Consider the following 9897-nt stretch of genomic DNA (forward strand, 5'->3'; position numbering starts at 1 on the left):
TTCAGTTTCGCCGCTCGGGTCTTAGGTAGCCGAAGCCAGGTCCGGACAGGATCTTGTGGCCAGCCGCGCGTAACTGCTGCACGTAGCGATAGACTGTGCGGGTGCAGATGCCGACACGCTCGGCCAGCATCTCAGTAGTAACGACGTCGGGACCGATCTCGGCGAGGAGCTGGTCGCGTTTCTGTTCTCGAATGTCGTTCACAATAGCGATCCTTGCGCGCTGGAGGTTGGGGACGGGTCGGCCTTCGGCGGCTGGGGCAGCATCCATTTCGCCGGCGCGACGGGCTTGCCGTTCTGGGCAAATGGTAGGAGGCGCTTCCAGTCGAAAAACCCGAGCTGGCCGCCGACCGGGATGAACTCGACCGTTCGCGCGTTGGCAACGATCAGCCCCTTCGGGCCGAAAAACCACGGGCTATCGAACTCGGTTACGACGTCGACGATGGTGCCGACACCGACGATCCCGCCGCGCGCTAGTTCCGCCGGCGGGGGGCATCGGAAACCGAGAGACTGGCAGAGCAGGGCGCAATCCACATACTCTCCGCGCGTCATGCCGGTCGAGGCATGGATCGCGAAGTCGCCGCGGAATTTCAGGCCCGGGTTGCCCGCGCGCCAGGATCGGTTCTCCACCGGCTTCCAGCCCATCATGATGCAGTGCGCCCAAGGCTGGCGCACCGAGAGAGCCAGCGTCGGAAGGTCGCCCATCACTCGCTCCTGGCGATCAGTTTGGGTTTCAGTTTGCCTCGCTTGGCCCTGTTCTCGACCGAGATCGGAACGCCCGGCCGCTGCTCGAAAATCGTCTGCAGCACGTTGCGCACTTGGTCGGCGCCGGGCGCGTCGGTGGCGAGGATCATCAGCGCCGCGTCTGAGAGCGCCTGATTGATGTTGGCTGCGCTGGCAGCGACCGAGGACGCGGCGCGCATCCTGGCCCGGCTACGCTGCCGGGAGAGGCGGAAATATTCCCGCTTCTGGTCCGCGTTGAGGCTGGTGAAGCTTCCCGGCTTCGGGGCGTTCTTCGCCGTCAGCAGGCCATAGAGCTTCGCCAATGCCTCGTCGGGCGAAAGTTGCGTTTGGACATGTCCAACTGCAGTTTCCATCACGGAGCCGCCGTCAGCAAAATGCCGATCAGGATCAGAAGCGCCCCGATGAACGAGATCACGGCGCCGAGGACATAACCCTCAACCGGCACCCAGCGGCCGGTGATATCGAGGTAGGCGCGCCGTGCGCAGGCGCTGATCATCAGGATGAATCCGACGGCCAGGAAGAACGTGCTCATCACGAGCCTGCGATGTTGGTGTGCGTGGTGATGATGTTTGCGCCGCCGTGTGCGCGACCAGGATCCGATGCGGCCGGCGCAAGCCGGTAATAGTCCAGCGCGGCTTCGGCGACGGCGCATTCAGCGAGGTCTTCGACCGTCCGGCCTTTCTCTGCCGAAATGGCCTTCATGCGAGCTGCGGTCAGCTCGTCGACATATACCGAGATGATCGGCATCACTCGCCGCCCTCGCTGCGATCGCGCTTGCGTGCGCAGGCCCTGCATTCCTCCATGCGATCCGTGCCGAAGCGGGTCGACCTGGTGGCCGCGCCTTTGCAGGCCGCGTTGCGCGGATCCGGCTCGCTCGTCATCGCTTCTTCACCACTTCGAAGGTGAACACGCCGTCGACCGCCTTCATCGTGAGATTTGAGGAGCCGGTGGAATCGATCTCGGCCACCGGCATCTCGACTTTGTTGCCGAGCCGGCGGACCAAGGCGATGATGAGCTGGCTCTTCATCGCCTCGATCACCATCTGGTGCTCGTAGGAGAGGTCCCGGATGCTGGTCATCGAAAACCTCTTTGGAGCTTCGGGAATGGCCGGCTGGGAATCTTCCGTTTCGGCTTGCCCTTCCGGGTGCGCCCCTCGAGTCGCTTGGTCTTCGCGATTTCCCGCTGATCGACCGGCGTTTTGACGCCATGCGTCGGCTTATTCAGCGCAACGATATTCTCCAGGCAGCACGACGGCGGGATGGTGTCTTGGGCTTCCGGGTTCCAGCGTCGCCGTTGCAGCGCCGGATCGTGGTCGAACTGGACCCCTTCGAGCGGGTTGAGCCGCGCGCCGCCGGGCTCCTTGCCCCCTTGGCGCACGACGATCTCAAGCTTCTCGCGGACGCTGAGCGCGCGCGGCCGCCAGTTCTCGGGCGGACCGAGCACCTGGACGCCGTGGTCGGGAAGGAATGCGATCCGGCCGGCCATGATCAGCCCGCGCTCGGCGGAATGAGCGCAGCCAACCGCCGCGCCTTGATCTTGTCAGCGAGAGCGCGGCTGCTTTCGTCGTCGTGGAATTGAGCCTCGACGTCGAACTCGGTCCAGATTTCCTCCACGGCCGCGGCGGACTTCGCGCCCTGGAGCGCGATCTGGAAATCCTCGAAGAATTTGCCGTAGTCGAAGGCCTCTGGCTTCTCCTCCTCGGCAGCTTCGGCTCCGTCGTGCATGCCCTCGACGTCCTTGTCGAAGCCGTTGTCGGGGATAGGGTCGATGGCGTCGAGGCTCGGCACCGGTGGCGGCGATGGCGGGGTGAGCCTCGCCTTGGGTGCAGGTTCGTCCTCGTCGTGCTCAATCAGATCGCGGGCGATCTCGCGGGCCTCGAACTCGTCGCGGACGCCGCCGAGCACGTCGCCAAATAGCTCGCGCAGACAGAAACCCGCAGCGCGCCATTGCTTCATCCGCTTGGGATGGCGGAACCAGGAGGAATCGTTGGGGACGTCGCCCCACACCTTCTTGCCGTCGATCCACGTGGTGCCGCGACGGGTCGGGCGCTCGTCCCAAAGGCCGGCTTGCTTGGCGTCGGCAACCGAGTAGGCCACGACCTTCATTTCGCCAGTGTCGGCGCGCACCGCCTTGCACCAGCCGATGGTGCGCTCGTCGACGGTGTTCATGCCTGCCACCATGTCTTCGGACAGGCCGAGCCTAAGCAGCGCCTCCTTCGACGCGTCCTTGAAATAACCCAGCTCCAGCGATTTCGCCCGGCCGGACTTGCGAACGACGTTGATTAGACCGTCGCCGTAAAGCGCCGGCTTGCCGCCGATGACAGTGAAGGAGCGCAGCGAAACCATCGGTGGCAGGCCGAGCTCCGCGCCGGACATGATGACGATGGCCACCGCGCTGGTGCCCTTCTTGCCCCAACGCTTCCAGGCGTCGTCGCCGGCATCATCAGCCGGCTCTCGACCGACAAGCGCCTGAGGCGCCAGACCGGCCTCGACGATCATGGTCGCGAGACGCCACGTTTCCTCGATCGACTGAGGGATGATGGCGCTGATCGCGCCGCCGACCATAAGAGCCGGCACCTGTGCCCGTTCGTTCATTTCCGATCCTCGGGGTTGAAGCTGTTGGCGCGCCACGTCCGGCGCATCTCGTCTTGCTCGATGCGCATGTCGTTCCATGCGAACCAGAAGGCGGCGGGGACTTCGCGGAAGAGCCGCCTGCAAGCGGCGCTGAACATCACGGGAAGCCAGAAAATGAAGATGGCAACGCGGACCAGGCTCATGGCTACCGGTCCACGTCGTCGAAGACCGACCGGTTGCCGTTCTCGTCGAGCAGCGTGCCGTCGGGCGACCACTGGTGCCGGCCGTTAGGATGCTTGGCGGCCCGCTGCTCGTCGGACCGCACGTCAAGGCGCGCAATCGAGGCTGTCGCGACATCAGACTGATCCTTGATCGCGGCTACGGTGACGCTGACCTCACGGCCGCGCATCGGCACCATCACTCGCTGCCCGACGGCGACGTCGAAGGCGCCAGCGAAATAGTCGTAGGTCTTGTCGCTCTCGCCGAATTTCACGGCGACAATCTTCTGGTCGGTCATGCTGCCCTCTTGTCAGGAACCCGCTCCATGCCGACTGGCACGGCGGCGTCTTTGTTGCGCGCGATGCGGTTGGCGATCTTCTCGACCGCCTCCCGCACCTCGGGCTCGTCTTTCAGGGCCATGACCAGCGCGTCGTAATCGGTGATGTTCGCGACCCAATAGGTGTGCAGGGACATCTTGGCGCCGGTCCTGCCGGCGAAGACCGGACGGGCTTGGGCCTCGCGTGCAGCCTCCACGGCGCGCTCGCTTAGCCGCTTGGCCTCGGCCTCGGCCTCGAGCCGCCGTGCCTCCTGCTCGCTCTCCTCTGCGAATGAAGTCGCGATGCCGGGGGAGGTGTCGGCTTCGCGCTGGGCCTTCTCCTCCTCGGCGGCGCGCGCGGCGTCGGCCGCACGCTGCGCAGCCGCTTCGGCGTAGCGCTGGATGCGGTCAGCTTCCTCGCGGGCCTTGCGCTGGCGATCCTGCTCCTGCCGGTCGAGTTCTTTCAGCCATGCCTCACCGTGCTTTTTCAGCTTCTTCGCGAGGTCCTTGGAATCGGTGCGTAGATCGCGCCATTTGTCGTCGACCGCGTTGCCGCCATCGAGCCAAGGACGCTTCTCGACGTTGAATTGTTCGTCCGCCTTGTTGGCGATCCCGGAGAGCCGCTTTGCCCAGACGCCCGCCTGATCGGCTTGCTCCTGGGTGCCGATCGGCTTTTTCAGGAAGCCCTCGACGATTTCCTTCTCGGCCGCCAGTTCAGCCGTCAGGTCCTTGTGCAGATCGCCGGTTTTGGCCGGGAGGTTGTGTTCCTTCGAAACCGACGGAGGCTCGTCGGGCCACGGCTCGCCGGCCACCACCGAATGATAGAGCGCTTCACTGATCGGGTTGCGGCAAGCATAGTTCCAGACCTTGTCGGCCTCCGCTTCCCTACCACCCTGCAGGCAGATGACATTCCCCGCCGCGTCGCGCCAGATGGCAACGGGAACCAGGGGCGCATCCTTGAACGGACGGTTCCTGAAAAATCCTGACTCCGGGCTGTCGGCCGAAGGGGCGAGCAGGAGCAACTGATCGTGGGTCAGCTCGCGATATCCGCCCGCCAGTTTCAGAGCCTGACGCCACCATGCATATTGGTCCGCCGTCATCCGTTTGTTTCCTTTTGTGTTACACGTGAAACCATTTTGGCAACACAATGGGCGCGACAAGGCGGTCGCGTGAGGCAGTGCTGCTTAGATGGGGAGAACCCGGCCGAGCTGGTGCGGGCGAATGGTGCGGGGGGTCACACCAGCCCGGCCGGGAGCACGCAGATACTCAACACATAACCGCGAGGCGTGATGGGAAAATACAACCAGGGGCAACTGGGCCATCGGTCTAGCGATCCTTCTGCGTATCAGGATCGTAACCGATTTGGTACGTTTTGCAAGAGGTGTTTCCGAAATGGTTACACGTCAGACAAAAAAATGCGGGTCAGAGTGTGGAAATCCTGAGCCGAGCGCGGCCAATGACCTTCAAATCCCCCGGCTGCACGGTTTCGTTGGTCGCCGCGGGGTTGTCGCTGTGGACCTGAACGGCACCTGTGGTGGTCGGCGAAAGGTAGCGCCACTGCACCGCGCCGGCGATTTCTAGAGCGTAGAGCCCGGGGCGATTCGGGACGTTGTCATCCAGATCGATTACAAGCGCATCCCCTTTGGCAACAACGCCATTGGCCTGGTAGGCGTCGACCATCATGAACCGAAGGTTGTGGCCCTCAGAGTTCGGCAGCATCCGTGCCAAAAACTCTGGGTCGATCACCAGCCCCGGCGCTGCGGGCCGGCTTTTGCCGGCGGAGATCTCGAATACGTGGCTGAATTGGCTGACGTCGACCTCGGCAAGCTCTGGAAACATAAGCTCTTCCGGCCTGACATCCAGGTGCGGCGCGATTCGCTGCGCCCACTTCATGGTGAGCTTTCGTCCGTTAGGGCCGTCGTCTTCCTCCAGCCGGCCTATTTGCGGCCTTGTGGTCCCAACGCGACGCGCCAGCTCGGCCTTGCTGATGCCGGCTTTTTCCCGGAAGTGCTTAATTCCATTCGCCATATCAATGCGGTAGCTCAAAACGGTATCGTGCGAAACTGTGCCAAATTGGTTACAATCCTTGACGTGTAACCAAATTGGTGACAAAACCCGCCCATGGAAAACCTGCATCAACTAACGAAATGGCGCTTAGATCGCAATCTAAGCACTGCTGACGTGGGCCGGATGATCGACTGTACGCGGCTGACAGTCGATCGGTACGAGGCCGGCCGGATGCCCAGGCAACCATATCTCGACCGCATCGTCGTTATGTCCGACGGTGAGGTGAACGCAAACCACTGGTTGGGCAGGGAGGCGGCAGATGTCGTTGCACGGCGCCGTGCTCCGGCTTGACCCGAGATACGATCAACACGGTTCCTCGTTCCGTCCGAAATTGGTCGGCGCGTTCAACAATTCCCCAGGCCGCAACTCCAAGCGGTTTCCAGCAATCATCGTCATGGGCCATCGGCATTCCCCCTGCGGTTGCAAGAATGATGGCGGGGAAATCGTTGGATGTGTCCGACAAGGCATCCGAGAATCCCGATGGGTCGTCGTTCCTTCTCCTGTTTTTTGTGAGGAATCGATGCAGGACATTGCTGCAGAGCTACAACAGGTGGTGTTCAAAGCCGCCGGAACCATCAAACCAGGCATGGGCATCAAAGCTCAGATCAACGCTGCCTGTGACGCGCTTGGCTACCCGCGCGGCCACTGGCGGGTGAGGGAGGCCTGGTATGGCACCGCTTCCAACTGGAACGGCAAAGCCATCTTCGACCTTCTCGGCCGCTATAACCGTCTGTGCCAAAAAGCCGGCTCCGATCTTGAGCCAGTTAACGAACCTGTAGCCGTCATCGCGAAAGCTTCGAACACAGGCTGATTTTGACGGAGGTGTGATTTCCTCCGCAAGCGGCTTCGGCCCTATGTCCCGCACGCAATGTTTCAGGATGAAACATTCCGAGGAGATTTAATCAAAATGAAGCAGACGGACGTGGGGGCGACGGTAAACGCTGAAGTAAAGACAGTGATGGCGGAATTTTGCCAGACAGCAAGAAGCATCGGGTCGGCCGCCGCCGAGCACGCTGCTACTGTGCATCTTGTGGCAGCAGCGGCATATCTGGGAGAAACGGTCGGCCCCAGCGTGACTAAGCAAATCCTGTCGGCGATTTTGTCGTCGATTGGATAGAAAACAGACTACCGCATTGAACGGCAATACCATTTGTTCCTTGTAGGATTGCCGCTCCTCGCACTTGAGAGAGCGACAGCATGACTATCATTACCCGCAAGCGGGCGGACCAGTACGCCATCATCCCGAATGCTGTCGCCAGCGACGACAGGCTGACGTTCGAGGAACGTGGCGTGCTGGTCTACCTGCTCGCGAAGCCGCACGACTGGAACGTGTCGGTGAAGAACCTCCAGAACCAGGGCGGCATCGGTCGCGACAAGGTCTATCGGATCCTCCAGAAGCTGGAGGAGGTCGGCTATCTCAAGCGCGAACAGACCAAGAGCTCAGACGGCCGCTTCGGCGCCTATAATTACACCGTCCATGATGATGCTGTGCCCGAGAGCCTGCCTCTACCGCGTCCTGAAAATCAGGAAGCGGGGGCACCGCGTCCTGAAAACACGCAAGCGGCCTCACCGCTTCCTGAAAAACCGGTAACTGGAAATCCGCTTAACGGCGAATCCGACACATACAAAGAACCTACTAAACCAAAATCCCCCCTAACCCCCCTGACGGGGGGGACAGATGGTCTTTTGGATAAAATGATTTCCATTTGGCCTCAGGAGCACTTGGGCAAGCGAGACGCCGCCGAGCGGGAACTGCAGGCGCTTCCCGTCGACAAGCGCCAGCGCGCCGCCGACTGCATCAAGGTCTTCCTGCGTCACTGCACTCTGCGCCGGGAACGAGTGCCTCGCCTGTCGGTCTACCTCTCGGGGCAGATGTTCGAGATCGTCTATGGCGCGCCGGACCTTGATAGCGCCGGCTATTACCGGATTCATCCCGACCGCGCCGAATGGCCGGCATGGCTCGAATACGTTCGTCGCAAGCACGGCGAGGCGAAGGCCGAAAAGGTCCAGGCCGAGCGACTGATCCTCGGAAAAACACGCTGGCCGGTCGATCTTTCGCTTGCCAATAGTGTAACCAATTTGGCAACATCCGGAACCGTAACGGATACTGCTTCGGCGACTCGGGCATGATGAAAATGAAGCGCCTCTTTCTCGATACGCCCGCCGAGCTGGAGAGGCGCATCGACCGCTTCATCGAGCACATGCGGCATGCCGAGGACATTTTCTTCACCAAGAACAAGCGGGGCCTGCCCACGCCGCGCGACCTGCTCTGGCTGCTGTTCGCCGACGCCGTCGACACGGCGCGAAACATGCCCGACGCCGAACACCGCATGGTCTCCAAGGTCGGATCGACCCTGCCGAAGTCGCGTGACACCGAGCACCAGGCCTACGTCCGCGAGCTGTCGCGCATGGCCGACGGAATGCCACAATATGACACCACCGAGGTTCGCATCGTGGTGCACCAGTCGGCCGTCGATCGGATGGTCGACATCATGGACCTTCTGCGCTTCGTGCGGGCAGGGCGGCAGGGTCAGGACGCGCAGCGCTACAAGCGGACGTTCCTGGCGCATGCCGGTGGCCATGGCGTTGAGTTCTGCACTCGCGTCTGGGACCGCCACCGCGTCGAGATCATGTCGCGGCAATCGCTCCACGACGTCAAGAGCCGTGTCCTGGGCCAAATCCTGGTCGGCATCGAAAAGGAGTTCGGCTTGGTCCGCACCAGCCGAAGCTTCCGGCGCAAAACCGTTCGGGAGATCGACCAGCTGCGAAGGGAGCGCAAGCGCGAGGAAAAACGTCGCCGGCGCGAGGAGCAGGAAAACAATGCCGGTTGATATCGCGATGCCGCGCCACCTGGTCGATCGGCGCAAGAACGCCGGCCATGCCGCGGTCTGCGCCGTCGGCTTCGACGCCGATCCGGGTGTCTTCCGGCTTGCCACGGCCGAGAACATCGAAGCGCATCTCCCCCAGCTCCAGCCGGGACGATGGGAGAGGCTTCATTTCGCGTATGTCGTCTGGACGCCGGGGCTCGCCGTGGCGCGCACCATGGTGCTGGGCGCCGAGCGAACGCTGGCCAACTGCCATCTCGGCCAGCACTGGTACCGGGCAAGTCTCGAGCTGCTCTACGGGGTGATCCTGGCCGAGGCCGCATCGCTTAGGTCTCCCGTTTGGTCACAATCCGAGATGGTGCAGCTGCTCCAGGGGCAGGCCACGCGCGCGGCCGACCGCTTCGCGGCGGGGATCGTTTGATGTTACCGACGGCCGACCAGATCGCACTGGCTATCGTCATGGCCTGTCGGCCTCACCGAGAGGATCCGTTTGCGGTGTGCGCCGGCGAGCTCGGCATGCGATCGCGTCATGTCGCCATGGAAGCCTTGATCATCGCCTTCCCTGACGCCCGTCGAGTGGGGCTCGGCAAATGTCTGGCCTACGGCACTCCGCGCTCGGCGCAGGGCCAGGTGATCGGCGCCAAGAAGGGCAAGTGGTGGAGCGACGACCATGTCGACGAGATCGTCGGCGCCATCGTCGCCGAGCAATACGGCGAGCAAGCGCAATGATCGTGCGCCTTTCCCGTTTCATCCGCCGTCTTCGCGGCCGCGCAATCCCGCGCGTGTCGTGTCGCGGCATATACCTAAGGATCAACTGACATGGACATGCCAGCAGTCCAATCGCCCCTCACGACCGACGAGGACATTTCGAGCGCTCTGGAGGAGCACCTGGAGCCCGACACCCAGCCTTCCGTCCGCTCGATGATCGCCAACACGGGCAAAACGCTCAAGCATTTCGTCGATCAGCTGCGGCGCAAGGAAACCGAGCTGGAGGGGGTGAAGGCGGCCGCCACGGCAGAATTTGAGCGCGTCGTCGCACTCGCGAAGATCGTGCGCGAAAACTGCCACGCGGAAACCGACGCCGATCTCCACCAGATCAGGACGACACTCGAGGTGCTCGATCCGGCCCGGGCCAAGCTTTCTGAAATGGCGTAGG

At 62.6% G+C, this 9897-nt stretch carries 20 protein-coding genes; 7 read left to right on the forward strand and 13 right to left on the reverse strand.

From position 1 onward, the window contains the following. Position 1: 1 nt before the first annotated feature. The 13 genes from EOA28_RS00910 to EOA28_RS00965 all read right to left on the reverse strand — a co-directional run bounded on the left by EOA28_RS00910 (position 2) and on the right by EOA28_RS00965 (position 5895). A complete protein-coding gene (locus EOA28_RS00910; protein WP_189341870.1) occupies positions 2 to 202 on the reverse strand; it encodes a helix-turn-helix domain-containing protein in 201 nt (66 codons plus the stop codon). Then, positions 199 to 702 (reverse strand): hypothetical protein, encoded by a 504-nt coding sequence (locus tag EOA28_RS00915; protein ID WP_189341871.1) that lies wholly within the window; start codon positions 700 to 702, stop codon positions 199 to 201. Before EOA28_RS00915 ends, EOA28_RS00910 begins: the two co-directional genes overlap by 4 nt. Further along, positions 702 to 1094, reverse strand: coding sequence for a hypothetical protein (locus EOA28_RS00920; protein ID WP_128314366.1), 393 nt, complete (start codon positions 1092 to 1094; stop codon positions 702 to 704). Before EOA28_RS00920 ends, EOA28_RS00915 begins: the two co-directional genes overlap by 1 nt. Further along, on the reverse strand, positions 1094 to 1273 hold the full coding sequence (locus tag EOA28_RS00925; RefSeq protein WP_128314367.1) for a hypothetical protein: 180 nt from the start codon (positions 1271 to 1273) through the stop codon (positions 1094 to 1096). Before EOA28_RS00925 ends, EOA28_RS00920 begins: the two co-directional genes overlap by 1 nt. Continuing rightward, positions 1273 to 1488: a hypothetical protein gene (locus EOA28_RS00930; RefSeq protein WP_128314368.1), complete on the reverse strand. Its 216-nt coding sequence runs from the start codon at positions 1486 to 1488 to the stop codon at positions 1273 to 1275. Before EOA28_RS00930 ends, EOA28_RS00925 begins: the two co-directional genes overlap by 1 nt. After that, a complete protein-coding gene (locus tag EOA28_RS40810) occupies positions 1488 to 1622 on the reverse strand; it encodes a hypothetical protein (protein ID WP_281060878.1) in 135 nt (44 codons plus the stop codon). The genes EOA28_RS00930 and EOA28_RS40810 overlap by 1 nt, the downstream gene beginning before the upstream one ends. Continuing rightward, on the reverse strand, positions 1619 to 1819 hold the full coding sequence (locus tag EOA28_RS00935) for a hypothetical protein (protein WP_128314369.1): 201 nt from the start codon (positions 1817 to 1819) through the stop codon (positions 1619 to 1621). Before EOA28_RS00935 ends, EOA28_RS40810 begins: the two co-directional genes overlap by 4 nt. Further along, positions 1816 to 2226 carry a hypothetical protein gene (locus EOA28_RS00940; RefSeq protein WP_128314370.1) on the reverse strand — a complete coding sequence of 137 codons (411 nt, stop codon included), beginning with the start codon at positions 2224 to 2226 and terminating at the stop codon, positions 1816 to 1818. Before EOA28_RS00940 ends, EOA28_RS00935 begins: the two co-directional genes overlap by 4 nt. 2 nt (positions 2227 to 2228) lie before the next feature. Then, the gene (locus tag EOA28_RS00945; protein WP_128314371.1) at positions 2229 to 3335 is read right to left on the reverse strand and encodes a hypothetical protein; all 1107 of its coding nucleotides are present in this window, start codon (positions 3333 to 3335) and stop codon (positions 2229 to 2231) included. Continuing rightward, positions 3332 to 3517, reverse strand: coding sequence for a hypothetical protein (locus EOA28_RS00950; RefSeq protein ID WP_128314372.1), 186 nt, complete (start codon positions 3515 to 3517; stop codon positions 3332 to 3334). The genes EOA28_RS00945 and EOA28_RS00950 overlap by 4 nt, the downstream gene beginning before the upstream one ends. Before the next feature lie 2 nt (positions 3518 to 3519). Beyond that, a complete protein-coding gene (locus EOA28_RS00955; protein ID WP_128314373.1) occupies positions 3520 to 3831 on the reverse strand; it encodes a hypothetical protein in 312 nt (103 codons plus the stop codon). Further along, positions 3828 to 4949: a hypothetical protein gene (locus EOA28_RS00960; protein ID WP_128314374.1), complete on the reverse strand. Its 1122-nt coding sequence runs from the start codon at positions 4947 to 4949 to the stop codon at positions 3828 to 3830. Before EOA28_RS00960 ends, EOA28_RS00955 begins: the two co-directional genes overlap by 4 nt. A gap of 322 nt (positions 4950 to 5271) precedes the next feature. Continuing rightward, complete coding sequence (locus EOA28_RS00965) at positions 5272 to 5895, reverse strand: XRE family transcriptional regulator (RefSeq protein WP_245501441.1); 624 nt, start codon at positions 5893 to 5895, stop codon at positions 5272 to 5274. A 280-nt stretch (positions 5896 to 6175) separates the two neighbouring features. Between EOA28_RS00965 and EOA28_RS00970 the strand changes: the two genes are divergently transcribed. The 7 genes from EOA28_RS00970 (at position 6176) to EOA28_RS01000 (ending at position 9896) form a co-directional block, all read left to right on the forward strand. After that, complete coding sequence (locus EOA28_RS00970) at positions 6176 to 6727, forward strand: hypothetical protein (protein ID WP_128314375.1); 552 nt, start codon at positions 6176 to 6178, stop codon at positions 6725 to 6727. Between the two features lie 96 nt (positions 6728 to 6823). Then, a complete protein-coding gene (locus EOA28_RS00975) occupies positions 6824 to 7033 on the forward strand; it encodes a hypothetical protein (protein ID WP_128314376.1) in 210 nt (69 codons plus the stop codon). 80 nt (positions 7034 to 7113) lie between these two features. Then, on the forward strand, positions 7114 to 8046 hold the full coding sequence (locus EOA28_RS00980; protein ID WP_128314377.1) for a helix-turn-helix domain-containing protein: 933 nt from the start codon (positions 7114 to 7116) through the stop codon (positions 8044 to 8046). Then, positions 8043 to 8747: a hypothetical protein gene (locus tag EOA28_RS00985; protein ID WP_128314378.1), complete on the forward strand. Its 705-nt coding sequence runs from the start codon at positions 8043 to 8045 to the stop codon at positions 8745 to 8747. The genes EOA28_RS00980 and EOA28_RS00985 overlap by 4 nt, the downstream gene beginning before the upstream one ends. Continuing rightward, the gene (locus EOA28_RS00990; protein WP_128314379.1) at positions 8737 to 9162 is read left to right on the forward strand and encodes a hypothetical protein; all 426 of its coding nucleotides are present in this window, start codon (positions 8737 to 8739) and stop codon (positions 9160 to 9162) included. The genes EOA28_RS00985 and EOA28_RS00990 overlap by 11 nt, the downstream gene beginning before the upstream one ends. After that, positions 9162 to 9470 carry a hypothetical protein gene (locus EOA28_RS00995; protein ID WP_128314380.1) on the forward strand — a complete coding sequence of 103 codons (309 nt, stop codon included), beginning with the start codon at positions 9162 to 9164 and terminating at the stop codon, positions 9468 to 9470. Before EOA28_RS00990 ends, EOA28_RS00995 begins: the two co-directional genes overlap by 1 nt. A 90-nt stretch (positions 9471 to 9560) precedes the next feature. After that, positions 9561 to 9896: a hypothetical protein gene (locus tag EOA28_RS01000; RefSeq protein WP_128314381.1), complete on the forward strand. Its 336-nt coding sequence runs from the start codon at positions 9561 to 9563 to the stop codon at positions 9894 to 9896. Position 9897: the final 1 nt, after the last annotated feature.

Origin of the sequence: Mesorhizobium sp. M2A.F.Ca.ET.067.02.1.1 (genome assembly GCF_004023285.1) — a bacterium.
Classification (GTDB): Bacteria; Pseudomonadota; Alphaproteobacteria; order Rhizobiales; family Rhizobiaceae; genus Mesorhizobium.